The following is a 26,651-nucleotide window of genomic DNA, read 5'->3' on the forward strand; positions in this document are numbered from 1 at the left end:
TGATCCATGTGGCGATGAAAGGCAACTTTGGCAATATTTTGATGAAATCAGGCTTCTTTGGGTTCGTTTAAGTAAACCTGCGGAAAATGCGATCGCGATCGCTCAATTCCTCCAGCACCACAATCGACAGACTATTTACCAAATACCACATTATATGAAATCCGGCTAAGTAGTTATCGTTAAGCATTAGCTTCCTGCCACCAGTGAAAATGAGTCAGACCTCGAATAAATTCGTGCTGTTTAAGCAGTGCACAGCAGCGGTCACAGAGTACTTGTTCAAGGTCTTCAATCTTCTCAAAGATACGATTTACAATCGGTTCATCCAAAATTGACCACAGGCGTTCTGCGGGCTGTAACTCAGGTGAATAGGGGGGGAGAAATTCCAGGTGCAAACCTTCGGGTAATACTACCTTGTCACTCGTGTGCCAACCCGCTTGGTCAACGCTCAATAAAACATGTTTGTGCTGACCCAATCCAAAATGCTGAGCAAAATCTGCTAAGACTCGATTGAACAAGTCGATGTTGACTTTGGGCATGATCCACCAGTACGTCTCGCCGGAGGCAGGATGAACAAAACCGTAGACCCAGACCCACTCATAACGCCACTGCACTTTAGCAATTGGGTTTTCCCACCAAGGCACCCAGATGCGCCGCAGCACGGGCTTGAGACCGATTCGATGTTCATCCATTGCCCAGAGTTGAATCTCTGCCTGAGGATACTGCTGACGCAACTGCTCTACTCGCACGGGCAGTTTTTTTTCCAGGCTTCCTGTTCTTGCGGGTCTTGCTGCTGATGCTCAGGGCGCGGCACTCGCAGGCGAAACTCCATCTGCTTGAGGTATTCCCACCCTCGCTGAGGCGACACTGGACGCTCAGCACTCGACTCATCCAATCGGCAACCTTGCGTCCATTCCACAAGCCGTTTTCAGTCGTAGGCGTTGCAATCGCTTGCAGGAGTTGGGCTTGTTGAACTTCATCGAGTAAAGGTTCGGCTCCACAATTGTGCTGCCGACCATCCCCCACACTTACTTCTCCCTTTCGATTGTAGCGATTGGCTATCACCCGTATCCAGCGCAACGAATACCCTGTCACCTCGCGCACCTCTGCCGTCCGCTTGTCCTTCGCCAGTAGCCACAGAATTTGGTACTGACTACGTTCGATCCCCTCTTTCGCTTGACGATACCGCTCCTCCAATTCTTCACAACTGAGATGAGGCTCAAGGGTTAGGCGTTTGGGCATAGGACTTTCTAGGCTAACTTTATGCAGTAAGTTTACACCCGGATTTCATATTACTCATCGTGCAACACACGGTTCTGTGTGCCATTCAGGTCACCTTAGAGAACCCTAAAGTTAATGATTTGGTTGGTCGAACCCAGACGGGTTATATCCATTGTCTTTGAAGATGCGTGTGGTGCAGATTCAAAGACAATTGGTAGCATTTATCGTTTTGTTCACTAGAAAAACTCACCGGAAATTAGGAGAAACGATGTCTAAACGTATAGTGCCTAGTGGTGGTAACACTCAGATAGCTTTGAGTCCCGACTTGCGATCGCAGCAATCGGGCTTTTTTCGACCTTTGTCGATGGCGAAGCGACTGAAGACGTGAAAACCTACGCGCTCGGTGAAATGTTGACCAGCATTGGATCTGTATGAAGATTACGCCGATGAAGACTTTGAAGCGCTAGGGGTAGAGATTGCTAGCCTAATCAATAACGAGGGGATTAATACTGTCGTTAATCAAGCGATCGCCACTGCAAAAGAGGAAGGACTTGAAGAAGCAGCCTTTATCGTTGCCCTCGTCATGGTCTCTGCGGATGGTGAAGTGCCTGAAGAAGAGCAAGAATACATCAATCAACTCAGTGGAGCGCTTGGTCTTTCATTAGAGCGTTCTAACGAGATTATTGTCGAACTTTTTGGTGAAGAAGAGGAAGAGGAAGAAGCGTAAGCGTTACCTGAACCAGCTTGAGCAACTCATTGAAAAGCCCCTTAAAATATAACGTCTTAGGGGGCTTTTTACTCTCAAATTATTCATGTAACACAGCCTGAACTAGCTATCAATGAAATCACGGTGCTAATCCTAAACTCAGGCACACTGTTTTGCGAGTTTCAGTGCAAAGTTGGACAGTTTGGATGCGATCGCCCTGACAGAAAGCAGTATCAGTAATTGATAGGTTAGAAACAGGTTTCGATTAGGACTGTCTAGGTACATCAATCCATTTATCAACATCTTTGGGTTGATAGGTTGTTAGGTGATCCAACAACGTTTCTGGGTCAGAGGATGCCAACACCATTTTGCGCAAGTCAGCCTTCAAAAATTGTTCCGCTACTGCTTGATCAAACAGCTTGAGTAGCGGGTCGTAGTAGCCTTTTATATTCAGCAAACCTTGCGGTTTTTGGTGCAACCCTAATTGCCCCCAGGTCAGGATTTCGCAAAATTCTTCCAGGGTGCCATAGCCACCGGGCATCGCAACGAAGCCATCGGCGAGTTCTGCCATTAGCGCCTTGCGATCGTGCATCGAGGCGACCGTATGTAGCCGAGTCAATCCAGTATGGGCGATTTCTTTAGCCGCTAAAAACTCTGGAATCACGCCAATCGCTTCTCCACCCCCTGCCAACACCGTATCGGCAACTACGCCCATCAGTCCCACATTTCCGCCGCCATAGACTAAGCCAAGTCCCCGACTAATCAAAGCGTTTCCCATTGCTTGCGCTGCCAATTTGTAAGCAGGGTTACCCCCCATACTCGAACCACAAAATATGCAGATGTAACTTAGGCTCAACGGTAACTCCTTGGCGCGATCGCAAATCTATATTTGTTTAAGCAGGCGCGTTCATTCTACAAAACCTACAATCTAAAAGTATGTTCTGTTCGAGTGCAACTGATGATTGATCTAACGCCTGCCCTACCGACTTTTGTAATTACTTTGCGAGAGGGAGTTGAAGCGGCGCTTGTGGTAGGCATCGTGCTGGCATATTTGGCAAAAGCTGGGCAAACTCGCTTAAATGCTTGGGTATATAGCGGCATTGGCGCGGGATTGCTTGCCAGTGGAGCGGTAGGATTCGTATTTATTTTGGGATTAAGCGCGGCTGGCTCAACCAATCAAGTCTACGCTCCCGTCCTCAAGCCGCTGCTGGAAGGGGTTTTCAGTGTGGTAGCGATCGCCATGCTGAGTTGGATGCTGATTTGGATGACTCAGCAATCTCGCCTACTCAAAAAACAGATTGAAGGAACGGTTAGCTCAACGCTGGAGGATGGGGCAGCAGGATGGGGTATTTTTTGGCTAATTTTCTTTGCCGTGCTGCGAGAAGGGTTTGAAACGGTTCTGTTTATCGCGGCTAAATTTCAGCAGGGAACGATTCCAATTTTGGGCGCGATCGCGGGAATAATTGTTGCGGCTGGGATTGGCGTACTGCTGTTTCAGTTCGGCGTGAAAATTAATCTGCGGCTGTTTTTCCAGGCGATGGGTATTTTTCTATTGTTCATTGTGGCGGGATTGGTTCTCTCTGCCCTAGCCCATATCGACACAGCTTTACTGCGATGGGCCGACATCCAGCCCGCTGCTTCAATCTGCTTAAATTCTTCAGCCAATCAAAGTTCTTGCATATTAGGACCGCTGCTATGGAATAGCAGCCGATGGTTACCAGAGCAGCGTTTTCCTGGAATTTTGCTGCACACTCTATTGGGGTATGAAGATCAGATTTATTTGGTTCAAGCGATCGCCTATTGCTTGTTTTTAGCGAGTGTGGGCAGTATTTATCTACAGAGTATTGCAGGCTGGGGCAACAGTTCCACAAAGCCTCAGCCCTCTGCATAATTTTACAAAGCATCTTCCTCAAGAGAGTTTCACTAAGGGCAATCGACTTAATAAACTGTTGGCTAACAAACTTAGATTAACTAAAGGTTAAGGAATTACGCCAAAACATTAAGAAAAGCAATTCTGGGTTAAGGGAAGATTAAAATATGTAGGTTCATATCTTAGAGATTAAACTCTATAGACTCAATTTTTAGCTCCGAACAGGAGTAATTAGGGAGGCGTATTCAATGCAAGTTACCGAGTTTCTTTTTCCCCGCTCTAGATATCGAGGGCAGTTTACTCCCCAAAACCTGATGTTTAATGCAAACTTGCAGGAATTCTCCCAAAAGGTTAGCTACATTTGCAGCCTTGAAACCAATGGTAAAATTTCCTCGGAAGATGCTTATCAAAAAATTGGAGACCTGTGGGGCACTCTTTCCAGCAGTAAAGCGAATCTCGGCATTGATATGCCTCCTTCAACAGAGCTATAAATAGCTACGCAAACTAAAAAAGCTGAGGAGTATTCCAACTCTCAGCTTTTTTAGTTTGAAATGAAATTTAAGCGTCTTGCTTGGGAACAAACTGTAAAGACACTCCATTCATGCAGTAGCGTAGCCCTGTGGGTGCAGGACCATCGTTAAAAACATGCCCCAAGTGCCCACCGCAACGACTGCAATGAACCTCTGTGCGAGTCATAAACAAAGCACGGTCAACTGTGGTGGCGATCGCATCGTCAAGGGGCGCAAAAAAACTGGGCCACCCCGTGCCACTGTTGAATTTTGTCTCATCTGTAAATAGAGGTAGACCGCAGCCCGCACAGGCAAAAGTACCCGGTTCATACACTTTATCGAGCGGGCTGGTGCCTGCTCTTTCGGTACCATGTTGACGCAACACCTTAAACTGTTCTGGTGTCAACATACTGCGCCATTCATCTTCAGTTTTTGTTACTTCAAAGTCTGCTTGTTGTGCCATTGTTGCTGGTTAAAAGTGATTAGATTGGGCAAGAACAGAATCGGTAAAAGCATTGCTTGAAACGCCCCGACCGGAAATTTATGACAAGCAAAAATTGATTTGTTCCCCTATTCATTGTAAAGAATGCAACTGGCTGTGTTCAATTTTGCAGATTTTTTTGCAGTTCAGGTCGCGGATGCTCATACAATGTCTGGCAACATATTCAGGAGTTTCAAGCGGTATGGCTCATCCCAATCCAGATTCTTATTCAGAAACAAAAAAGATTTTCATTTGCGGATCTGCTTTGCAAGGACAGCCTGATCATTCAGGAATGCAAGCTTCCACGTTTATTTGTGAAACCAAAACTAAACCAATCTATCGAATGCATTCAGCGGCAGACGGATGGCATCCCGCAATTTATAGAGTGACAGAAAATGGGGTTGCAATTCCAGGTGAGGTGTATGAAATGACACTGGTTGATTTTGAGCGGCTATGTGCCAGTGAACCACCTCATATGTATCCTGCGGAAGTGCTGTTGGAGGACGGAGAAGCTGCGATCGCATTCTTTTATCCTCAAGATTTAGTTGAAAAATATAACTGGCTTGATATTTCTGATTATGGCGGCTGGGCAGCCTACAAAGCGGCTGTTAATCAATCCTAAAACGAGTTAAACCCAGGATAGATATGGCTGCATCAGTTAAGCAACAGTACTCTGCACAGCTAGCTGGATTGTAAACTCAGCACCCTCATCAGGCTTAGAGATAACTTGAATCGTTCCTTGATGATTTGCAATAATTTGTTGACAGATAGAAAGTCCTAAACCTGTGCCTTTATCTACTGGTTTTGTTGTAAAAAATGGTTCAAAAAGCTTAGTTTGCACGGCCAATGGGATACCTGGTCCATTGTCTTTAATTTGAATTTTAATGTGGTTTTTATTAATCTTACTTGTATGAATAATAATTTCTTTCTTTTGTTGATTAGGTTGGTCTAACAAAGCATCGATCGCATTATTGATGATATTCATCAACACTTGATTAAGTTGTGCTGGATAACAATCCACTAGAGGTAGATCTCCATAGTCTTTAACAACATTAATCCCAAGTTTAAGACGATGACTCAAGATTAACAAAGTGCTGTCAATCCCTTCATGAATGTTGGATGGCTTCATTTCCTGATGGTCTTGGCGCGAGAAATTCCGCAGCGACAGCACAATCTGAACGATACGCTCAGCACCCATGCGAGTAGACCGCAGCATTTTTAGCAAATCATCCATCACAAAATCGTAATCAATATCCTCAAGGTGCGCTTGAATCGCGCTATCTGGCTCAGGATGCTTATCTTGATAAAGCTGCACTAGTTTCATCAAATCTTGAACGTAGGTATCGATGTAAGTCAGATTGCCAAAGATGAAGTTGACCGGATTGTTGATTTCATGGGCGACTCCTGCCAGCATTTGCCCTAAGCTCGATAGCTTTTCTGTTTGAATCAGTTGGGCTTGAGTTTGCCGAAGTTCTTGCAGCGTTTGTTCAAGTTCTTTGGCATGAGCTTGAGCAAGTAATGCAGCGGTATGTGCCTGTCGATTGAGATATGCCTGCGAGTGGTAGCGAATTCGGGCAACTAGCTCAATTTGGTTCGGCAGTTTGACTAAGTAATCATTAACACCGATCGCAAACGCTTCTGCTTTGGTTTGGGGGTTGTCATTGGTGGATAGCATGATGATGGGCACATCGCATGTCACCGGATTTGCCCGAAACTTCTTGACCATCGTCATCCCATCGCTGTCAGGTAAGATCAGGTCTTGTAAAATCACCGTTGGCGCAATTTCTGTTGCGATTTGGAGCGCCTTTTCTGCACGAGAGCAGTAGTGATAGGTTAAGTTTGCTTCAGTTTCTAACATGCAATGAATCGCTTCATTGACAGTCGCTTGATCGTCCACTAGCAAAACTGTGATGGTTTGTTCACTGGCAGCAGTGACCAATGGAGTAGGCAAATGTGGGTTCGTCGCACCTTTTAGAGTTGTCATAACAGCAGAAAATGCCGGGCACTGATACATACTGCTTATAGTATTCCCTGCTTTCAAAGGAAGCATCATTACGTGACTACCTGAGAAGACTTAAGTCTTTTGAAGCCAGAGGTTGAAAAAGAATGGGGTTAGGAGTCCGGGGTTTAGAAATTACGATGAGAACATTTTCACTTAGAAGGGTATTCAGGACGAGAACTGCAAAGGCGATAGACTTCTGTTTAAGAGCGCTTCTTGCCAAATTTGGCTTGCAAATCTTCCAAGGTGGGTGATGTTGAATATTGATTAAGTGACTGTTGTGGCTGCGGTTTGGTTTGCGGTTGCGGTTTAGTTGGGGCGCGATCGCGTTCTTTTGTCGCGGCTTGCGGTTGAGCACCAGCGATATTTTCACCTAATCGCTCCGATTTCATGGAAAGGCTGATCCGCTTTAGTTTTTCGTTCACTTCTAACACTCGCACCTGCACGACCTGTCCTACTTTCACGACCTGGGTAGGATCGCTAATGAACCGATCTGCCAGTTGAGAAACATGCACCAGTCCATCTTGATGCACGCCAATATCCACGAAAGCACCAAAGTTTGCCACGTTGGTGATTACACCTTCTAGTTCCAGCCCCACTTTCAGGTCGCTGATTTCTTTTACACCGTCCATAAAAGTGGCGTATTTAAACTCAGCGCGGGGATCTCTGCCAGGTTTTTCCAATTCTGCCAGAATGTCGCGTAGGGTAGGTTCACCAACGGTATCGGTAATGTATTTTTTCAGATTGACAGTTTTGATTTTTTCGGCAAACTGGTGAATTTGAGTCAGAGGTAAATTGAGGTCAACCGCGATCGCTTCTACGAGGCTGTAGCTTTCGGGGTGAACGGCAGTATTATCTAAAGGATTTTTGCCATCTCGAATTCGCAAAAAGCCAGCAGCTTGTTCAAATGCTTTGGGTCCAAGTTTGGCGACTTTGAGCAGGTGACGGCGATCGCGAAAGGCTCCATGTTCATTGCGGTGGGCGATAATATTGTTGGCGATCGCGGGGCTAAGACCCGACACAAACGTCAGCAGTTCCTTGGATGCGGTATTTAAATCTACGCCGACATAATTGACGCAGCTTTCCACGGTGTCGTCCAGCTTCTTTTTCAGCAGCTTTTGATCAACATCGTGTTGATATTGCCCTACCCCAATCGATTTAGGATCGATTTTTACGAGTTCAGCTAGGGGATCTTGCAGACGGCGACCGATGCTAATAGCTCCACGCACGGTGATATCCTGATCAGGAAACTCCGCGATCGCGACTGAACTTGCGGAATAAACCGAGGCTCCTGCTTCATTTACCATGACAGCGATTGGGGTTTTATCTAGAGTTTTCAGCACCTCCTTCACAAAGTCATCGGTTTCTCTACCAGCAGTGCCATTTCCGATCGCAATCAACTCAATTTTGTATTTCTCAAGCAACTGCTTTACCGTTTGTGCTGCCTGGTTTCGTTGATTAGCAGATTGATGAGGAAATATAGTTTTATATTCCAAAAATTTACCTGTTTGGTCGAGTGCAGAAACTTTGCATCCCGTGCGAAATCCAGGATCGATCGCTAGGGTAGGTTTCATTCCTGCTGGAGAGGATAGCAACAGTTCTCGCAGATTTGCTTCAAAGGTTTTGATCGACTCAATATCTGCTTCTTGTTTCTTTGCATTTCGCACTTCAGACAGCAAAGAATTTTTCATCAAACGATTAAATGTATCCTTCAGCATTGTTTGATAAAAGCTGCGAATTTCCGGTTGCTTCGTATGAATTTCCTGAGATTCTAAATAGGTTTGTACTGCCTGTTCATCAAAATCTAGTGCGACAGTCAAAATGCCTTCTGTTTCACCCCGATACAGCGCTAGCAGGTTGTGCGAGGGAATGGATTTGACCGCTACTTGATACTGTCGGTACATCTCAAACTTGGTGCTGCCTTCGGCATGATCGCCCTTAATCCGCGAGGTAAACATCCCATTCGTCAGCAAAAAGTTACGCAAGTAGGCGCGCAGAGCTGCTTTTTCTGCCACTTCTTCTGCCAAAATATCTGAGGCTCCGCTCAAGGCATCGGCGATCGCCTGAACTCCCTTTTCAGCAGAAATATACTGAGCAGCTTCCTCTTCTAAAGATTGCGGTTTTGCCACAGAAGTATTGAGGGATTTAATCCAGTCTGCCAACGGTTCCAAGCCTTTCTCCTTGGCGATCGCGGCTCTAGTACGACGTTTAGGACGGTAAGGCAAATACAGATCCTCCAGTTCCGTCTTTTGCAAACAAGTTTCAATTTTGCCTTTCAGATCGTCAGTGAGTTTGCCTTGCTGAGCGATCGCCTCCAAAATCGACCCTTTGCGCTCCTCCAATTCCGTCACATAAGCAAACCGCTCAAATAAATCTCGCAATTGAGTTTCGGTCATTTCTCCCGTGCGCTCTTTACGATAGCGAGCGATAAACGGCACCGTTGCCCCTTCTGCCAGCAGTTCCAGCGCATTTGCCACCTGAAACGCTTGTAGAGAAAGCTCCGTTGCCAACAATTGAGAAATATTTACCATGACCTATCGCAAGAAAGACTACCCTTCGGCGGGGTGTTTTCTATGATAGAGGAGAGCGGCAGGTAACAGGTGGCAAGTGTTACTGAGATCCTCATTCCTTATTTTCTATTTCCTTTATGTGTGGACGATTCACTCAACGGCAACCTAACAATGCGATCGCAAAACAATTTGAGCTTGGGGTTGTACCCGACTCGCCGCCGCGCTACAACATCGCGCCAACTCAACTGATTGCAGCAGTGACTCAGCCTGCTGAAACAGTCCAGCGGCAGTTCCGGGTGTTTCAGTGGGGGCTAGTTCCTTTTTGGGCAAAGGATTCCAGTTTGGGAGCCAAGTTGATCAACGCACGAGCTGAAACGGTGGCGGAGAAACCTTCGTTTCGGGCGGCGTTTCGCTATCGACGCTGTCTAATTGTGGCGGATGGCTTTTATGAGTGGCAGCGCGTAGAGAGTGGCAAGCAACCCCATTTCTTTCACTTGCAAGATGATCAACCCTTTGCCTTTGCGGGGCTGTGGGAGCATTGGGAAAGTCCCCAAAATGAAATTCTGGAGACTTGTACCATTTTGACAACTGAGGCGAATGAGGTATTAAGCCCAATTCATAACCGGATGCCTGTGATGCTGCAACCTGAAGACTACGATCAGTGGCTTGCCCCAACTTTGGACAAGACATCTGAGCTATTGCGGTTATTGCGTCCTTATCCGGCTGATGAAATGGCATCCTACCCAGTGAGTAAGGTGGTGAACCGGGCAAGCAGCGATCGCCCGGAGTGCATTGAACCGATGAAAGCGGCATAGGAAAGGACGGACTAATACCGCTGGACCTCAACTGCATCAGATTCGATAACCTGAGTTTTATTGTTCACCTGAAGTGTGACAACTGCTTTCACTTTGCCGACTCCTGAGTAAGTGCCTGCTTGAGTCAAATGAAAGTCTCGAACTGAACTTTGCAGAGATCGCAATAGAATTTCCTCAGGTTTTTGATTGAGCAACTCAACTCGTCCATTTTCGCTATTTTTAATCTCGATTTTTTGAATGCGGACTATCGAATCGGCTTCTTGAAGATTTTCTAGTTCGATGAACACAGCGGCTGAATGAATCGGGCGATCGGGTTTTACATTGGTGCCTAGAGGAGGTAGGGTTTCCTCTCTAGCAACCAAGCTGGCACGTTTGATGGAAACAAAAGTGGATAACATCACTGGTGTAGGTAAAGGACTGGGAGAACCATTGGCAATCAGGCGACTGCAGGCAAGCACACTAGTAGAAAGAGTGAGTAAAACGAAAAGTTTGAACATAGTATCCTCGGTAGCGAATGTGAAAAGAAAGGATAACCAGGAGTCCGCTCCCAGTTATCCTTGGGGTTAATCAAGTAAGAGACTCTTAGACATTGCTCCATTCGACACGAGCGTTGAGTGCTCTCAGTTCACTGAAGGTGACATCCGCGTGGGTGTTGCCCCAAGGGTTGTTCAGGCGGAAGCGCCCAGTTGCCGCATTGTAAGAAGTGATGGTGTAAGCATGCATATTCACCACTCCAAAACCACCGCCGCTGACGAACCCTGCGGTGATAGGAACTGCACCGTTAACCAGATTAATCAACTGGGTGGAAGTCATTGAGGTTGCTTGTTGACTACTAGAGGCTGCCCCTGTAAGAGTCTGCAAGGTAGGTGCCATCCAGCCGCCATCTAGAGCCGCATACGTATTGACGTTGCCACGTCCGATGTAACCGGATTGGTTCACTTGGGCAAAGGCTTTTTCTGCTAGTGCTACCCACAGTTCGTTGTTGTTTTCAGCGAAAGAACCACCATTCCAGCCAGCATAAACAGATCCGTTACCTGAATTGACTGGCAGGAAGCGATCGACGGTGAGGTAGTCGGCACTGCCATCGGGCTTGAAGAAGCGCACCGTCCAGCTATCGGTGGTACCGTCGCCGTTATCATCGTTACTGCTCACAAACATATTTTGAACGATGGCTTGTCTATCATTCGCGAGTGCGCCCAAGCTAGACATCAGCCAACAGTCGCCCATTCCACCCTGGTTAATATCAGCAACGCTGATGCCACCCTGAAACAGTTGACCGCTAACGGATTGATAGCTGGTGCCAGCCGCAATGGTGGGGCGATCGTTGCCCAAGAACCATTTGCCAATCAGTCGCTCCATTTGACCGCCTGTGCTACCTGCAAACAGGTCGCCGATTCCAGAACGGTCGTTGGCTGGATCACCGTTGACTACTTTGCCAGATAGATTTCTTACGTATTCGGGCATCATGTAGCCGAGGCTGCTGAGGACGCGCTTCAGGTCGGTGACTTCGGTGGAGTCCACAACGCTGCTATCTTCGGTGCCGCGCAGGATTTCAATCATGTCTTTGCGATCGAGGGTGCCATCGACAGCAAAACTGCGGGTTAAATCAATCGTGCCAGCATCACGCAGGTTCATGTTGTACCAGTCGCCACTATCTACCGTGAAGTACATAGAGGCGCGATCGCTATCTCCTGTGCCAGAGGTCAAAATTCTACGTCCCCCCAACCCGCTCACATCACCTGTGACCTGGTTAGTGATTAGGTCATAAGTGACGTTGAGGTTGCGGAAACTACTGCCTGTATCAATATCAATCTGGTCGTCGGCACCTGCCAAACCACCATCGCTATCCCACAGTTGCACTTCAATGTTGACGTAGCGGCTGTTGACGTTTTGGGTAAACTGCCAATTGGGCGAAATATTATTGTCATTACTGATCACGCCAGTAGTGGTGGTTGCACCATTGACGGTAATCCGGGCGTAGTAGTCGGCATCATCGCCAAACCAGCCTGAGTCTGGATTGTCGATCGCGATCACCTGGTTTACAGTGAAGCGCACCTGAGCAGCCGTTTCAGATAGTTTCAAGCTGTAGTCAGAAGCACCACTAAAGCGGTTCACCTGCACAAAGTAGTCGCCTGCTTCCAGGTTTTTGTTAATCGCTTCATTCCAGTTAGAGCCGTGGTTTGAGGAAGCGAGTTCTTCACCAGAATCAATCATGCCGTTGCTGTTGTAGTCACGGATTAAGCGCATGTCTAAATCAGCAGTCAGTCCGCTCAAGCCCAGGGAAACGTTACGGATGCTGCCGATACTGAAGCGGTAGTAGTCGGAGGTGTCAGTAGCACTGATGCCGTTACGGCGATCAAAGGTTTCCCCTTCGCTATAGCTCGGATTGGTAAAAGTTTCAGTGCCAATCAGCGTACCAACGTTGTTTTCGGTGGCAAGTAGATTGCTCTTAAAGTCAGGCGATAGACGCAGGGTGTAGTTGGTGTCGCCAGAATACTGCTTTACCCCAACGAAGTAGTCACCGGCGGCTAATCCGTGCAGATTGATGGATTCATCGCTGCTACTACCCCGGTTGCCAAAGGCGATCGTCTCGCCAGAATCCACAGTACCGTTGCCGTTATAGTCACGAATCAGTTGAAGGTCAGTATCGGCGCTCATGCCTGTGAGGGTGAGGTTAAGGCTAGAACCAGCCCCAGCTAGACTAACGCGGTAGTAATCAATACTGTCGGTGCTGCCGACCGATCCAGTGCGCGTTGTGGTGCTGGTGAGGCTACCCAGATTTCTAGCAGTACCGAGGGTGTTATCAGTGATGTATATGGGATCTAGGATGATGAGATTTGAGTTGATAATCGGGTTGACAAGGGGCGTGAATGCATCGCTAACACCAGCAACTGTGGGAGCGCTGGAGCCAACCATCCGAGCTGATTGAGTAGTATCGGTCAGTCCGTATGCAGCGCTTTGAGGTAATAAAGCATTGGCCGATAGCGGAGCAGCAAGGGTAGAAGTTCCAAAGACACTGGATTGAGCTTGATCTTGAGAGGTTGGAAACATGATGGTAAGGGGGCTAAAGGATAGTTAGAGCGTTGTCCAGCTTGTAATTCACTGGTGCATTTCGCTCTACTAATCCATACGATTGCCTACCTCAGTTTTATGCAGTGGAGTCAAGCAAGAACTTGAAACTGCCTTCCACCTGCATATTCGTCTACTTCATACTCATTTACACTAAAAGTGACGAAAGAGGATGTGGCAATTTTTGATAGTTCCTCTACTCTAAATTCCAGTAAAATCAGGCAGTAAGCACCAGGTATTGCTAAATATGAGGATAAAAGTTGTATGGAAAATTTCTTGTAATTGCTCTTAATCTTTGCCAGAGCAGACACAAGATATTCCTATAGCCGGAAATTATCCTTATATTCAGCAGTGCTAGCAAACAATGCTTAATAATTTCTACAGACCTTAAGAAGGATTGAGCCAACCTATGCCAGAAGAAACGACTCCAGATTCAGTCGATGAGCAGCCCATTGCTGCAAAGCCTGAAGCAAAAGCCAAAAAGGAAAAACCTCCCGCGGTGGAAGATAAGCCGTTTCCTGACTTTATTCAGCGAGATTTCATCCCGGCTTTAAAGGCGGGTCTTGAAAAACAGGCTATTGAAGGAGTAGAACTTTCTCTTGAAAAGAAAAAGATTAATGTTATTGGCTTTAGCCAATCGCCAGACTGCTGGCAAGTTGCTGGAGTTTGGAGTAGCGGTTACAAGCAAACGCGCGAATTCAGCCTTTACTTTTTTGATGAAACCATCAATGGAAAGAAGGGATTTTCCTACTCTGAAAGCGGTGGCAAAGCCAGCACCTTAGAATCTTTTCGGATTGATGAACGAAAATCGGATTTGGGACTGCTGGTATTTTGGACTTTGCAGCGCCTTGATGCTCAAAAGTGGCTTGTTCGAAACTGAGGCTATAGCTCTCTAAAGTGGTACAACACCACACCTGTTGCCATGTCGTTGTAAATATCTACATAACCTGTCTTCACCAGGTTTTGTAAAGAAGCTTCAACGGCAGAAAAACTTTCGTCTGTGTCAATTACACCTTGAGTGACTGAAAGGGTGCCACCTCGGACTTGAGCCGCTTTGACTAATTTCACGGCAAGTTGGTCATGTTTCGGCTGAGGAATTGCCGCAGATATTTCTGGTTTTGTGATCACTCGTTCGATCGCAGGCTGATGAATAGAACTCCCCGGTAGCGCTCCTTGACTAGCTCGAAGCTTGACGTTGTGTTCGTCAACCATGCCAGGAATTAGCACGAGATCAAATAACTGACCAAAGCCCATCAACCCAAAGGTAAATAGCCACAGTAACCCGGTGAAGGTTTTGCCATTATATAAACGTTGAAGTCCGTGCAATTGAAGCAGGCAACCCAACCATAGGACATAGGAAGTCGCAACATTATTCATAAACCCGTTGCACAGTAAAAGGGCGAGCGGAAGGCTTTTTCCTATGATAAGGATTTTGATTTGAGATGGACAGAAAAGTCAGCAAGAATTTATTACGTCGAGCTTTGAATTAATTAAAGCGGTTATCAAACTTGGCTTTGTGTTGTAAGTCTTAATATTGTTCAGGTATTAGTCACAGATTGAATTGATAGACTAACGGATGTAGCGATCGCGGGACATTACCCTACAATAGCTATAACTGATGGGTTCTCCTAGCTTAGAAAGGAGCGCTTGCATCAAACCATTAAATATCCATTCTGTAGCTCAGAACCTAGAGAAAACGACTCATGGTAGATTCCCTTAAAAAGCCTAGTTTTGAAGAGTTGCGTCCCGGCATCAAAGTTCCGGCAAAAGAAACTATCCTCACGCCTCGCTTCTACACCACTGATTTTGATGCAGTGGCAGAAATGGATATTTCTGTTAACGAAGATGAGCTACAGGCGATTCTAGAGGAGTTTCGAGCAGATTATAATCGCCACCACTTTGTTCGTGATGCTGAGTTTGAGCAATCCTGGGATCATATCGACGGCGAAACCCGAAAGGTGTTCGTAGAATTTCTAGAGCGCTCCTGCACCGCTGAGTTTTCTGGCTTCTTACTTTATAAAGAACTCAGCCGCAAACTAAAAGGCAAAAACCCAACTCTGGCAGAGTGCTTTGATCTCATGTCGCGGGATGAAGCCCGCCACGCAGGCTTTTTGAACAAGGCATTATCCGATTTCAACCTTCAGCTGGATCTCGGCTTTTTGACCAAGAGCCGGAGCTATACCTTCTTTCAGCCTAAGTTCATTTTTTATGCAACTTATTTGTCTGAAAAGATTGGCTACTGGCGCTACATCATGATTTATCGCCATCTAGAATCCCATCCAGAAAATCGCGTTTACCCAATTTTTCGCTTTTTTGAAAACTGGTGCCAAGACGAGAATCGTCACGGTGACTTCTTTGATGCCATCATGCGCGCTCAACCCCAGTTTTTAAACGATTGGAAAGCGCGGTTATGGTGCCGTTTCTTCTTGCTGTCTGTATTTGGCACAATGTATCTCAACGATGTGCAGCGATCGGGCTTTTATGAAGCCCTGGGGCTAGATGCACGAGAATATGACAAGGGCGTGATTGAAAAGACCAATGAAACGGCTGCACGGGTTTTTCCGGTCATGTTAGACGTTGCCAATCCAGAGTTTTATCAGCGGCTAGAAGTGTGCGTGGGTAATAACGAAAAGCTAACCCAAATTGCCCGCTCCAATATGCCGAAGCCTCTCCAACTGGTTCAAAAACTGCCTTACTACTTGGCAAACGGCTGGCAGTTCCTGAAACTGTATTTTATGAAACCCATTGATGTTGCCCATACTCACGGTGTGGTGCGTTAGGAAGTAGTGTTCTCGGGTTAATAGATTAAAAACTCTGCATCTGTAATTTTTTCAGGTGCAGAGTTTTGTTTATGTGGCATTGTGTTGAAAGTGTGCGCGTTTAAGGTGTGAGGATTTTCGTATGAATAGTCAGAGAAGGCGATCGCCCCAATTCTCGTTAATGTTGATCTCGTCTTCCGTCGGTCTGGCTGTTGGCATATTTAGCTTATCTGGAACCGCGCAGGCAAATTCTGCTTTTAGCCGCTTGCTCTTGTTAAAAGAAGACCTGCAAAATCCATCAGAAAAAGCTTTAAGCCAGCCGCTAGAGAATGAATTGAAGGACTTAAACAATCCGCTTGATCCTCCAATCACTCTCAGCCCTGAGGTTAAAGCAGAAGACGAGCTGCCTACGTCGACCCTGCAAGTGTCTCACACTGCCAGCGATCTCGCCCAAACACAGCCTGCAACCGACGGTACCGTACCTCCAAGACCCGCTGATGCTAGCCCCGTGCTGGATAAATGGGAAAAACAAATGCCCAATGTGCTGGAAGACATTAAACGCGATCCTAGTTTCCGTACTCGTGTTCGTTTAGGGCTGTCCTATTTTCCCAGCACCAACGATGCAGTTGGCTGGAATGTTGGCGTAGAGGATATTTTTCTTGGCAAAACAAAATTGACTCTCAGCGGCAACTATATTGCTTCTTTCAACGGAAGTCGTAAAGCTGGCGGAGCCGATCTGCGCTATTACCTGCTGCCGTTGGGCGGCTACGTGAATATTGCTCCAGTGCTGGGATATCGTTACTTAGAAGCACCGCAATACATTACTGATGGGTTAAATGTCGGGTTTCGGGTGCAGGCAGTACCGTCACGAACGGGCGCAGCAGATTTATCTTTCATGTTGACCTGGGTTGATCCGGGTCAATATGATGAAGTAGGAGTACTTACACTATCGTTCGGCTATGCGTTGACTAAGCATGTGCGGCTTTCAACGGATATAGAGAGGCAAAACTCGCGCTACCAGAAAGATACTCGGTTTGGAGTGTCATTAGAGTATATGTTCTAGGGTGAGGGGGCAGCGAATAGCGATCGATGAGCCAAACAAACCTGCCGGACAAACTGGCTTAAGTGTTGATGTTTAGTTTGTCCTGTTTTGCTGGTGACCGTGCTGTTTTCTGCATACAGATGTGTCAACACAGGGATAACTTCCGTATCGATCGCCAATCTAAACAAAGCGATCGGCAACAATAAATCTGATCCTTGTCGCAAATCATGCAGGTCAGCCAACTGATTGTCCACTGAGATCGTCGGGTCTCCAACAGCTAATGCTAAAGGACGTACCCAACACACCTGACGCGGCTCCGCAACTTGCACCACTTCGGCATACAAACGGCTATAGCCATGCTCCAAACAAACAATCTGAGATGGTTGAAAAGCATGGGTGGAACTAAAGGGTTCGGGAAGCACAGTCATGGCAGCGATCGGGTACTGGTTCATTCTATCGGGAAGGTCTTATCTTAGAAGATGGATTTTTGGATAAAAAGCCTATGAGCTGGGTTGTTGCAGCATTTTACAAATTTGTGCCGCTGCTAGACTGTGTAGAACTGCGACCAGTACTGCTGGAGTACTGTCAGACGCAAGGGATTAAAGGCACAATTTTGCTGGCAGAGGAGGGAATCAATGGCACGATCGCCGGTTCTCGGCAGGCGATCAATACAGTGTTGGCATGGCTCAAATCCGATCCGCGATTGGCGGACTTGAATCATAAAGAATCCATGACTGAAACGTCGCCCTTTGAGCGAATGAAAGTGAAAGTGAAGCGCGAAATTGTCACTTTGGGTAAGCCAGAGGTGAATCCCGGTGTGCAGGTGGGTACTTATGTCATCCCGGAGGAATGGAACGCGCTGATTACCGATCCAGAGGTGACAGTGATTGACACCCGCAATCATTACGAAGTCAATATTGGCACTTTTCAACGAGCGATCAATCCCCAAACTACTTCATTTCGGGAATTCCCAGATTACGTGCAGCAGCTTGATCCGACACAACACAAAAAAGTTGCAATGTTTTGTACGGGCGGCATTCGCTGTGAAAAAGCCTCGGCATACCTGCTCAGCCAAGGCTTTCAGGAGGTTTATCACCTCCAAGGCGGCATTCTGAAATATTTAGAAGAAGTTCCAAAAGACGAAAGCTTATGGCAAGGAGAATGTTTTGTATTTGACGATCGCGTTTCTATCCGTCACGGACTAGAACCGGGAACCTATGAGATGTGCCGCAGTTGTGGCTATCCCCTTTCTGAAGCCGAAAAAGCCTCGCCTGATTATGAAGATGGTATTTGCTGCCCCCATTGCACCGACTCAATTACGCCAGAAAAACGCGATTCCCCTAGGAAGTCCTGTGAAAAGCTTCCCTAACGTTTCACGAATCGCCAAGCCGAGCGCCAGCGCCAATGATAGCAATCACAACAGGTAAAATCCACAAAGGGTAGCCTATGAAAAATATTCTGATTTCCTACAAAAAGTAGCTGTTCTCAGAATTCTTGTGTTTTACTGAAGTGCCCAACAATATTGTGTTTTAGGTGCCAAACGATGATAGACACTGCAAAAAAATTAGACGCTCCTAAAAAAATTGATGCGGTGTTTGAGGGAGGCGGAGTGAAAGGCATTGGCTTAGTCGGCGCATTTTCGGTGCTGGAAGCAGAAGGCTATATGCTCGAAAATTTGGCAGGCACTTCAGCCGGGGCGATCGTCACAGCGCTAATTGCCGCAGGCTATAACGCCGCAGAACTCAAGGAAATCTTGGATTCTCAAGACTTTACTAAGTTTATGGATAAGGGCTGGGAAGATGAAATTCCCCTGGTTGGCTCAATGCTTAGCTTGATCACCGAAAAAGGGATTTATGAAGGTGACTTTTTTGAAAACTGGTTGCGAGAATTGCTAGCCAAAAAAGGAGTTCGTACCTTTGGCGATTTAGTCATGGCGAAAAATAAAGATAATCCCCGCTATCGCTATAAGTTGCAGGTGATTGCCAGCGATTTGACCCGGGGCAGAATGCTGGTGCTGCCTAGAGACATTCAACACTACGGCGTAAATCCTGATGAGTTGGAAGTGGCAGTAGCCGTGCGAATGAGTATGAGCTTGCCCTTCTTTTTTGAACCTGTGCAATTAAAAGATAAGGTTGGTGCTACGAACTACATTGTGGATGGTGGCGTGTTGAGCAATTACCCAGTGTGGCTGTTTGACAGTGGAGCCGCAAACCCAGACTGGCCAACCTTTGGGGTTCGATTGGTCGATCCCGATCAAGATAAACCCCATGTGATTAAGGGTCCCATTTCAATGTTAAAAGCGATGTTTTCCACCATGATGGAAGCTCATGACGCTCGTTATATCAGTACAGAAAGCTTTGTCCGCACCATACCCATTCCAACAATGGGGATTCAAACTACCCAGTTTCAACTCACGCCATCGGAAAAAACAGCGCTCTACGAAGCAGGACAAGCATCTGCACAGAAATTTTTAGAAACCTGGGATTTTGAGAAGTATAAGCAGGAGTTTCGCGCCCAAATCCCGCCATCTAGAACAGAAGAAGTGTGGACTTAAGGGCGGATATACAGAGAATGAAAAGGTCTTCACAAAATATCTTTGCCCGTGAGGTTTCCTCTAGAAGCTTTAGTGTCTCCTCGCTTTGTTTTGCGATCGAGACGCTTTTGCTGAGAGCTACGGGTTGGCTTGCTGAGCTTGCGCTTTTTGGGCACTACTACTGCACTTTTAATTAAGTCTCGTAGTCTTTTTAGCGCTTCTTCGCGGTTTTGTTCTTGACTGCGATGCTCCTGAGCCTTGATCACAACAACGCCATCTTTAGTAATGCGCTGATCGTTTAGCTGCAACAGTCGCTCTTTGTAGCGATCGGGCAGGGAAGATGCAGGGATATCAAAACGCAAGTGGATTGCCGTTGCCACCTTATTCACATTTTGCCCGCCTGCCCCCTGAGAACGAATAGCGCTGATTTCGATTTCGTTGGCAGGAATTGTAACGGTGTTGGAGATTGGTAGCATTGCTGATCGGTTGACGACGTGACTATAGAGTTGGGTTCAGGGCGATCGCATTCATCTAAAAACTTACACTGTCGCTTGGTCAATCCGCTCAATTTCGATCGCCGATAGAGCAACCTCAGCCGCTTTTACCGAGTCTTCGATGCTTTCAACTTTGCTGGCACCTGGAATTGGCACCACGCAAGGCGATTTGGCTGCTAACCATGCCAATATCAGGCTGTAAACCGATACGCCTTTCTCTTGGGCAAGCTGGGCGATCGGTTTAATTTCCGGTAAGTTTTTGACGCGGCGACTGCCTCCCAAAGGACTCCAAGGCAAAAAAATGATATTTTCTTGCTCACAGTACGCCAACACGCCATCCCGTTCTGGTTCACGATACCAAGGATTGTATTGGTTTTGCACTGAAACGATTTCAACCACTTCTCTCGCCTGTCGAATTTGTTCTACCGAAAAGTTGGATACGCCCACATATTGGATCAGCCCTGCGTCAACAGCTTCTCGCACGGGTTCAAGGGATGCCGAAATTGCAAATTCTGGATCGGGGGCATGATATTGCCACAGTGCGATCGCCTGCTTGCCTCCTAAAGCCTCAAAACTTTCGCGAATCGTTTTCCGCAAGTGCTCTGGATTGCCGTTTCTAGTCCAAGAGCCATTAGGACGCATCAATCCACCTTTTGTGGCGATAATCACCTGGCTAGTATCTGCTTGATATTGCTGCAATGCTTTGGCAAAAAGGCGCTCGTTGTGGTGCTTGTCGGTTTCATCTTGACAGTAAGAGTCGGCCGTATCCAACAATGTGACACCCAAATCTAGGGCGCGATGAACTACCGCGATCGCGTCTGATTCACTCGGTCTACCGCTTAAGGAAAGCGGCATCCCGCCTAAACCAATGGCGCTAATTGAGACAGAGGTCGTGCCCAACTGTTTAGTTTTCATCGTTTCTTCAAAGGTGAATATCCAAGCAATCACAGCATAATCCAGCTAACGCGATCGCTCAATCTATCCTGCGGTTATGCTGACCGTAATATTTGGATCTTTCACTTACGGTTGACGTGACGGAGAATCCCATAGCTAATTGCCAAAGCTAAAATTGCAGTCGCCAAAGCAATCAGATCAATACCTGCTGTTTTATCTAAATCCAAAATGATGATTTTACGAGATACTGCAATCAAGGAAGTTACGATCACTAGTTCTGATTGAATCGTATGGCTTTTTAAATAAGCCGTAATGTTTTCAAGAATTTCTAAGGCAATTAAGACGTTTAAAAACAATCCAAAGACCTTGGTTATTGTGGTGCTAAAACGACCGTAGGGTGCTGTTGAGAACAAATCAGTAGTTAGGAAAAGCATCAGGTCAAAAATTGCCACGATCACAACTACAACCATTGCAACTGACAAAATTTTAGCGACGATTCCCTCAAATTTACTAATGGACTTTAAAAATGCCTCGTTTTGAAATTCCTCTATTAATCGTTTTGTGAATCGTTGCAAAAATCGCATGACATTTCTATGAGCACATGAAGCGAGAATACTAAATTCATCGTCTGGATGCAATTAATTGTTGTGATGATAACAGTTGGTGTTCAACTATCCTTCACACCAGAGATTGTCAGCGCGTTTAAGCGTAATATTTAAATTCCGATCCTCCTGCAAGTTGACTCTGCAAAACTATGACACTGGATGAAAATTTAACTGACCTACTCCAGCCGATCGCCGATTGGTTTGGCAGTTTGGGTGTGCCTAAACCGATTGTCCAATGGGGGCATCCTGTCATGATGGGCATTGTAGTAGTGGTTTTGGGTAGCTACGTTGCCTACGCTGGCTGGCGTGGACGACTGGCTGACGACAAAGACATTGCCCTGAAAAATCGCGCTGATCATCGTAAATTAGCTCCGCTGATGACCTTGTTCATTACTTTGGGTTATACGGGCGGTATTTTATCGCTCGTGATGCAGGGAGAACCGATTATGGAAAGCCCCCATTTTTGGACAGGCTCCGCAGCGGTATTATTGCTGTGGAGCAATGGGCTGATTTCCCTATCTGGTTTCGGCGGTGGCAAGCCTGTTCTGCGAATGACTCATGCCTATATCGGCACATTGATTATGCTGCTGCTGGTTATTCATGCTGCGTTTGGCTTGAAGCTCGGACTCTCAATTTAACTTTTTAGATGGGCACTTCAACGAGAACATCAAGTGTTGACTTGCTCTAAATGTTTGAGAAAGTTTTCGTTCTTGAATGCTTCTCGAAGGTGTCTAAAAAATCGTTTTAAGAATCTCATTTCTCTTACGTAATCCAGACCAATTGATGTGAGCATACTTAAACCACTCGCAACGAATGTAATGAATTTGTTACATTCGCTACTATCGCTGATACTCTCTGAAATAGATGGGCATGCTAAGCGGAACAATTTGATAAAGGAATCTTTTCCTTTTCATACCGGAAGCTACCGCCATGACTCTTCCAGCCACATCGATCACTCCAGATAAACCCAAGCGTAAGCTTTCCCTACGCTCACTCCTGATTATCCCGTTTGTTCTACAAATTTTCGCTGCCGTTGGACTGACCGGATATATTTCCCTAAAGAATGGACAGAAGGCAGTCAATGATGTTGCCAGTCAGTTACGTCACGAGATGGGCGATCGCCTCAACCTGCAAGTTCTGAACTATTTGGAAAAACCTTATATTGCCGGACAAGTAATCGTAGCTGCGGCTGAAGAGGGTCAACTTGATCTATCAGATTTCACCAAACTGGAACGAACGTTGTGGCGGTTAGTGAGCCAAAACACGCTCGAAGATGTGCAAATTGGTTTATTTGACGGCACAAATATTGCCCTAGATACAACACTGAATGACGGCATTGTTTCCCGTCTCAGTGACAAAGCACGTCTCCCTCAACGCCGATTCTACAAACTTGATAAGCAAGGTCAACGGATCGCACTGCTTAAAACTCAGGCAAAGTTTGACCCCCGGACTCGACCCTGGTATCAAGTTGTCCAGGAATCTGGAAAACCAGCCTGGACAGATAAGCCCTACGTCAGCAGTTCGTATCAATCGGCTACGATGGCGCTGTCTCAGCCGATTTACAAGAGTGATGGAACGTTATTAGGGGTGCAAAAAAGCACCTTTCGGCTAGACAAGATTCATGATTTTCTGAGCGGATTGAAGGTGGGTCAAACAGGTCAAACGTTTATCGTCGACCAGTTGGGCAATCTAATTGCCAGTTCAACGATCAAACAGCCTTACATTCTGGATCTTAAAAATGAGGAGTTGCAACAAATTCCTGCCGTCAAGTCGGAAAGTGCTGTGATTCGGGCGACAGCGCAAGCTATTCTCGATCGATTTGGCAACTTCAACGCGATCGCTCAAAATCAACAGATTGATTTTATGCTGGCAAACCAGCGACAGTTCGTGCAGGTTTCCGCTATTCGAGACGAACGCGGCATCGATTGGCTCAGCGTCGTTGTCGTGCCCGAATCAGATTTCATGGCGCAAATCAATGCCAATACTCGCACCACAATCTTGCTGTGTTTGGGTGCTCTGGCGGTAACGACCGCACTGGGTCTTTTGACTTCGCGCTGGATTACCAAACCGATTTTGCAGCTACAGAAAGCGAGTCAGGCAATTAGCTCCGGACAGTTGGATCAAACGGTTCAGGTGCAAGGTATCCATGAATTAGAATCGCTGGCAGACTCCTTCAACCAAATGGCGGGTCAGCTGAAAGGCTCTTTCATCGAACTGGAAACCCGCGTTGAGGAACGCACCGCAGAATTGAAAGCAGCAAAACTGATAGCTGATGGTGCCAACCAAGCCAAGAGTGAATTTCTTGCCAACATGAGCCATGAACTCCGCACGCCCCTCAACGGCATTCTGGGCTACGCTCAAATCCTCAACCGCTCCAAAGTGTTGCCTATGAAAGAGCGTCATGGGGTAGAAATCATTCACCAGTGCAGTTCTCATTTGCTGACGCTCATTAACGATGTCTTGGACTTGTCGAAAATTGAAGCCCGTAAATTAGACCTCGCACCAAAAGCAATTCACTTCCCCTCATTCCTTCAAGGGGTTGCCGAAATCTGCCGCATTCGTGCCGATCAAAAAGGGATTAACTTCCTTTATGACCCTGATCCGCAGTTGCCGGAAGGGCTTTTTGCCGATGAAAAACGGCTGCGTCAGGTCTTACTCAACTTGCTGGGTAATGCGATTAAATTCACTGATACAGGGTCTGTCGCGCTCAAGGTGACCGTGATGGAAAATGCCGAGATGGAGCATCATGCCGATCCATCCACTCGCTGGATCAAATTTCGAGTTGAAGACACGGGCGTTGGCATTGCGCCCGACCAGGTGGATAAAATATTTCAGGCTTTTGAACAAGTAGGCGATCGCCAGCGTCAAGCCGAAGGTACAGGTTTAGGCTTAGCGATCAGCCAAAGAATTGTTCAACTGATGAATGGACAAATCCAAGTTAAGAGCCAACCTGGAGTTGGCAGCGATTTTTGGTTTGAGGTGGAACTGGCGATCGCCACGGATTGGGCACAGCAAAATTCCCTTACCACTGGCAAACAAATTATTGGTTATGAAGGACAACGACGCAGCATTCTGGTGGTGGACGATCGATGGGAAAACCGAGCCGTTCTCGTCAACTTGTTAGAGCCACTCGGATTCCAACTGACTGAGGCTGAAAATGGTCAAATAGGATTGGAAAAAATCCGCCAGTCTCAACCTGACTTGGTGATTACAGACTTAGCGATGCCAGTCATGAACGGCTTTGAACTGCTCAAGCAGGTTCGGGGTGCCGACGATTTGCAACACCAGAAGATCATTGTTTCTTCTGCCTCAGTCGCCCAAGCTGACCAACAGATGAGTTTAGATGTCGGGGGAGATGATTTCTTAGCAAAGCCAGTCGAAGTCAGTGAATTATTTAAACTCTTAGCCACTCACTTAAACCTGGAGTGGACCTATGAAATGATCGCTGAAAGAGACGCTCAGTCATCTCCAACGACTGCATCGCAGAACTCAGAAGAGACTATGATTCCCACTAGGGCAGAGTTAAAGGCACTACTAGACTTGGCACAGAAAGGCAACTTAAAACGGCTACGAGAACACCTAGAGCAGATGGTTCACTCCAATCCTCGCTACGCTGATTTTGCCTCAGAAATTCTTCAGCTTGCCAAGCAATTTAGAGCTGAAGAGATCGAGGACTTACTGAAACAACATTTGACGGAGGAAGCCGATGTCTAATCCTGAATTAATTCTGGTGGTCGATGATACTCCTGCAAACTTAGAAGTGGTTTGTGAAACCTTAGGCGATGCAGGGTATGAAGTTGCAACGGCGATTAACGGCGATCGCGCTCTGAAGCGAGTCCAAGCTTATCCTCCCGACCTGATCTTGTTGGATGTGCAAATGCCAGGAATGGACGGCTTTGAAACCTGCCAACGTCTAAAGGCAGATTCAACAACAGCCAGCATTCCGATCATCTTTATGACCGCACTCTCTGATGCCGATAGTAAGGAAAAAGGATTTGTTCTGGGCGCTGTGGATTACATCACCAAACCCTTTCAAGAAAAGGAGATGCTACGACGGGTAAAAACTCATTTGCAGTTGCGGCAATTAACTAAAAATTTAGAACAGCGTGTAGCAGAGCAAACGGCTAATTTAGAAGCAACACTGAGACAACTACAACAGTCTCAGCTTCAGTTAGTCCACAGCGAAAAAATGTCTACTTTGGGCAACTTAGTGGCGGGTGTCGCGCACGAAATTAATAACCCGCTTGGCTTTATTGCGGGTAATTTGAAACCCGCTCAGGACGAGATTGAAGACCTCTTTCGGCTGATTGATCTCTACCGAAAAGAACTTTCTCAACCGAGTGCCACACTACAGGCACTCGTGAAAGCCATGGATTTAGAATACTTGCAAGAGGATTTACCCAACTTGATCGGTTCGATGCAAGAAGGCGTAGATCGCATTCGCACCATTAGCACCAGTTTAAGAACCTTCTCGCGGTCTGATTGCGATCGCCCGATTCTTTGCAATATTCATGACGGTATTGATAGCACAATTATGATTCTCAAGCATCGCCTCAGAGCCAATGAAGCTCGCCGGGAGATTAAAGTCATTACAGACTATGGCGATCTGCCACGATTAGAATGCTTTTCTGGACAGTTGAATCAGGTCTTTATGAACATTTTGGCAAATGCGATCGATGCGCTAGAAGACTCCAATCAAGGACGCAGCTTTGCAGAAATTCAAGCGAATCCCAACCAAATTATTATTAAGACAGAACTATCTGAAGATCAGCACCAGTTTGTGATCCGCATTCAAGATAATGGGAGTGGCATGACTGATGCAGTGAAACAAAAAATCTTTGAACATCTGTTTACCACCAAAGGCGTGGGTCAGGGGACAGGGCTAGGATTGGCGATCGCTCATCAAATCGTCGTTGAGAAGCACTCTGGAACATTAGAAGTGAACTCAACATTAGGTCAAGGTACAGAATTTGTGATTTCAATTCCGATGCAGGCGACGGCTGTAAAAGACCTTCAGGCAACAAGCTGCCTTATCGCAGCATAATAAATCGTTGCAGTGACAGAATAAAAATAGTTCTCAATTTAACTGTGTAGATGGGCACTCTAACGAAAACCTTAAGTGTTAGCTGAGGTTTTCTGTTTTGCTT

25 protein-coding genes and 1 pseudogene are annotated in these 26,651 nt (G+C 46.5%); 13 read left to right on the forward strand and 13 right to left on the reverse strand.

The features are described from left to right. Window positions 1–179: 179 nt before the first annotated feature. Window positions 180–1,239 (reverse strand): annotated as a pseudogene (locus tag JOY44_RS08125) (IS630 family transposase). Window positions 1,240–1,639: 400 nt separating this feature from the next. Between JOY44_RS08125 and JOY44_RS08130 the strand changes: the two are divergent. Next, window positions 1,640–1,945 (forward strand): hypothetical protein, encoded by a 306-nt coding sequence (locus JOY44_RS08130; RefSeq protein WP_171573108.1) that lies wholly within the window; start codon window positions 1,640–1,642, stop codon window positions 1,943–1,945. A gap of 244 nt (window positions 1,946–2,189) precedes the next feature. Here JOY44_RS08130 and JOY44_RS08135 read toward each other — a convergent pair whose 3' ends face one another. Then, complete coding sequence (locus JOY44_RS08135) at window positions 2,190–2,780, reverse strand: TIGR00730 family Rossman fold protein (RefSeq protein ID WP_281063285.1); 591 nt, start codon at window positions 2,778–2,780, stop codon at window positions 2,190–2,192. A gap of 102 nt (window positions 2,781–2,882) precedes the next feature. On the opposite strand from JOY44_RS08135, the gene JOY44_RS08140 reads away from it, so the two are divergent. Next, entirely contained in the window at window positions 2,883–3,815 is a 933-nt protein-coding gene (locus JOY44_RS08140; protein ID WP_197985062.1) for an FTR1 family iron permease, read from the forward strand. A 227-nt stretch (window positions 3,816–4,042) separates the two neighbouring features. After that, window positions 4,043–4,285, forward strand: coding sequence for a hypothetical protein (locus JOY44_RS08145; RefSeq protein ID WP_171573110.1), 243 nt, complete (start codon window positions 4,043–4,045; stop codon window positions 4,283–4,285). Between the two features lie 67 nt (window positions 4,286–4,352). On the opposite strand, the gene msrB is transcribed toward JOY44_RS08145, so the two are convergent. Continuing rightward, complete coding sequence (gene msrB, locus JOY44_RS08150; RefSeq protein ID WP_171573111.1) at window positions 4,353–4,766, reverse strand: peptide-methionine (R)-S-oxide reductase MsrB; 414 nt, start codon at window positions 4,764–4,766, stop codon at window positions 4,353–4,355. Between the two features lie 220 nt (window positions 4,767–4,986). Between msrB and JOY44_RS08155 the strand changes: the two genes are divergently transcribed. Beyond that, window positions 4,987–5,406 (forward strand): gamma-glutamylcyclotransferase, encoded by a 420-nt coding sequence (locus JOY44_RS08155; protein WP_171573112.1) that lies wholly within the window; start codon window positions 4,987–4,989, stop codon window positions 5,404–5,406. A 36-nt stretch (window positions 5,407–5,442) separates the two neighbouring features. Here the strand turns inward: JOY44_RS08155 and JOY44_RS08160 are convergent, their stop codons facing one another. Both JOY44_RS08160 and JOY44_RS08165 read right to left on the reverse strand, forming a co-directional pair. Continuing rightward, entirely contained in the window at window positions 5,443–6,768 is a 1,326-nt protein-coding gene (locus JOY44_RS08160; protein WP_197985063.1) for an ATP-binding protein, read from the reverse strand. A 218-nt stretch (window positions 6,769–6,986) separates the two neighbouring features. Then, entirely contained in the window at window positions 6,987–9,314 is a 2,328-nt protein-coding gene (locus tag JOY44_RS08165) for a Tex family protein (RefSeq protein WP_171573113.1), read from the reverse strand. Between the two features lie 116 nt (window positions 9,315–9,430). Here JOY44_RS08165 and JOY44_RS08170 point away from each other — a divergent pair, with 116 nt between their 5' ends. Then, window positions 9,431–10,108, forward strand: a complete 678-nt coding sequence (locus JOY44_RS08170; protein WP_171573114.1) for an SOS response-associated peptidase — start codon at window positions 9,431–9,433, stop codon at window positions 10,106–10,108. 11 nt (window positions 10,109–10,119) lie between these two features. Here the strand turns inward: JOY44_RS08170 and JOY44_RS08175 are convergent, their stop codons facing one another. From JOY44_RS08175 to JOY44_RS31170, 3 genes are all read right to left on the reverse strand, one after another. Further along, window positions 10,120–10,605: a hypothetical protein gene (locus JOY44_RS08175; RefSeq protein ID WP_171573115.1), complete on the reverse strand. Its 486-nt coding sequence runs from the start codon at window positions 10,603–10,605 to the stop codon at window positions 10,120–10,122. Between the two features lie 85 nt (window positions 10,606–10,690). After that, window positions 10,691–13,159 carry a C2 family cysteine protease gene (locus tag JOY44_RS08180; RefSeq protein ID WP_171573116.1) on the reverse strand — a complete coding sequence of 823 codons (2,469 nt, stop codon included), beginning with the start codon at window positions 13,157–13,159 and terminating at the stop codon, window positions 10,691–10,693. A 110-nt stretch (window positions 13,160–13,269) separates the two neighbouring features. Beyond that, entirely contained in the window at window positions 13,270–13,488 is a 219-nt protein-coding gene (locus JOY44_RS31170; protein ID WP_207211160.1) for a hypothetical protein, read from the reverse strand. A 98-nt stretch (window positions 13,489–13,586) separates the two neighbouring features. Between JOY44_RS31170 and JOY44_RS08185 the strand changes: the two genes are divergently transcribed. Beyond that, window positions 13,587–14,057, forward strand: coding sequence for a DUF2996 domain-containing protein (locus tag JOY44_RS08185; RefSeq protein WP_171573117.1), 471 nt, complete (start codon window positions 13,587–13,589; stop codon window positions 14,055–14,057). Between the two features lie 2 nt (window positions 14,058–14,059). Here the strand turns inward: JOY44_RS08185 and JOY44_RS08190 are convergent, their stop codons facing one another. Then, window positions 14,060–14,554 carry an NINE protein gene (locus JOY44_RS08190; RefSeq protein ID WP_171573118.1) on the reverse strand — a complete coding sequence of 165 codons (495 nt, stop codon included), beginning with the start codon at window positions 14,552–14,554 and terminating at the stop codon, window positions 14,060–14,062. Between the two features lie 326 nt (window positions 14,555–14,880). Between JOY44_RS08190 and acsF the strand changes: the two genes are divergently transcribed. Further along, window positions 14,881–15,957, forward strand: coding sequence for a magnesium-protoporphyrin IX monomethyl ester (oxidative) cyclase (gene acsF, locus JOY44_RS08195; RefSeq protein WP_171573119.1), 1,077 nt, complete (start codon window positions 14,881–14,883; stop codon window positions 15,955–15,957). 121 nt (window positions 15,958–16,078) lie between these two features. After that, the gene (locus tag JOY44_RS08200) at window positions 16,079–16,999 is read left to right on the forward strand and encodes a hypothetical protein (RefSeq protein ID WP_171573120.1); all 921 of its coding nucleotides are present in this window, start codon (window positions 16,079–16,081) and stop codon (window positions 16,997–16,999) included. Here JOY44_RS08200 and JOY44_RS08205 read toward each other — a convergent pair. Next, entirely contained in the window at window positions 16,996–17,430 is a 435-nt protein-coding gene (locus JOY44_RS08205) for a hypothetical protein (protein ID WP_197985064.1), read from the reverse strand. The two genes, JOY44_RS08200 and JOY44_RS08205, sit on opposite strands and share 4 nt — an antisense overlap. Before the next feature lie 50 nt (window positions 17,431–17,480). Here JOY44_RS08205 and JOY44_RS08210 point away from each other — a divergent pair, with 50 nt between their 5' ends. Together JOY44_RS08210 and JOY44_RS08215 are read left to right on the forward strand one after the other, a co-directional pair. Beyond that, the gene (locus tag JOY44_RS08210) at window positions 17,481–18,347 is read left to right on the forward strand and encodes a rhodanese-related sulfurtransferase (protein ID WP_171573121.1); all 867 of its coding nucleotides are present in this window, start codon (window positions 17,481–17,483) and stop codon (window positions 18,345–18,347) included. Window positions 18,348–18,521: 174 nt separating this feature from the next. Next, window positions 18,522–19,532: a patatin-like phospholipase family protein gene (locus tag JOY44_RS08215; RefSeq protein WP_171573122.1), complete on the forward strand. Its 1,011-nt coding sequence runs from the start codon at window positions 18,522–18,524 to the stop codon at window positions 19,530–19,532. Between the two features lie 29 nt (window positions 19,533–19,561). On the opposite strand, the gene arfB is transcribed toward JOY44_RS08215, so the two are convergent. The 3 genes from arfB to JOY44_RS08230 form a co-directional block, all read right to left on the reverse strand. Further along, on the reverse strand, window positions 19,562–19,987 hold the full coding sequence (gene arfB / locus JOY44_RS08220) for an alternative ribosome rescue aminoacyl-tRNA hydrolase ArfB (RefSeq protein ID WP_171573123.1): 426 nt from the start codon (window positions 19,985–19,987) through the stop codon (window positions 19,562–19,564). 63 nt (window positions 19,988–20,050) lie between these two features. Next, window positions 20,051–20,920, reverse strand: a complete 870-nt coding sequence (locus JOY44_RS08225; RefSeq protein WP_171573124.1) for an aldo/keto reductase — start codon at window positions 20,918–20,920, stop codon at window positions 20,051–20,053. Window positions 20,921–21,021: 101 nt separating this feature from the next. After that, window positions 21,022–21,483 carry a phosphate-starvation-inducible PsiE family protein gene (locus tag JOY44_RS08230; protein ID WP_171573788.1) on the reverse strand — a complete coding sequence of 154 codons (462 nt, stop codon included), beginning with the start codon at window positions 21,481–21,483 and terminating at the stop codon, window positions 21,022–21,024. 170 nt (window positions 21,484–21,653) lie between these two features. Here JOY44_RS08230 and JOY44_RS08235 point away from each other — a divergent pair, with 170 nt between their 5' ends. The 3 genes from JOY44_RS08235 (at window position 21,654) to JOY44_RS08245 (ending at window position 26,548) form a co-directional block, all read left to right on the forward strand. After that, on the forward strand, window positions 21,654–22,142 hold the full coding sequence (locus tag JOY44_RS08235; RefSeq protein ID WP_171573125.1) for a DUF4079 domain-containing protein: 489 nt from the start codon (window positions 21,654–21,656) through the stop codon (window positions 22,140–22,142). 292 nt (window positions 22,143–22,434) lie between these two features. Next, the gene (locus JOY44_RS08240; protein ID WP_171573126.1) at window positions 22,435–25,218 is read left to right on the forward strand and encodes a hybrid sensor histidine kinase/response regulator; all 2,784 of its coding nucleotides are present in this window, start codon (window positions 22,435–22,437) and stop codon (window positions 25,216–25,218) included. Beyond that, complete coding sequence (locus JOY44_RS08245) at window positions 25,211–26,548, forward strand: response regulator (protein WP_171573127.1); 1,338 nt, start codon at window positions 25,211–25,213, stop codon at window positions 26,546–26,548. Before JOY44_RS08240 ends, JOY44_RS08245 begins: the two co-directional genes overlap by 8 nt. The last annotated feature ends 103 nt before the right edge of the window (window positions 26,549–26,651 follow it).

This window comes from Leptolyngbya sp. Cla-17 (assembly GCF_016807185.1).
Lineage (GTDB): Bacteria > Cyanobacteriota > Cyanobacteriia > Leptolyngbyales > Leptolyngbyaceae > ULC077BIN1.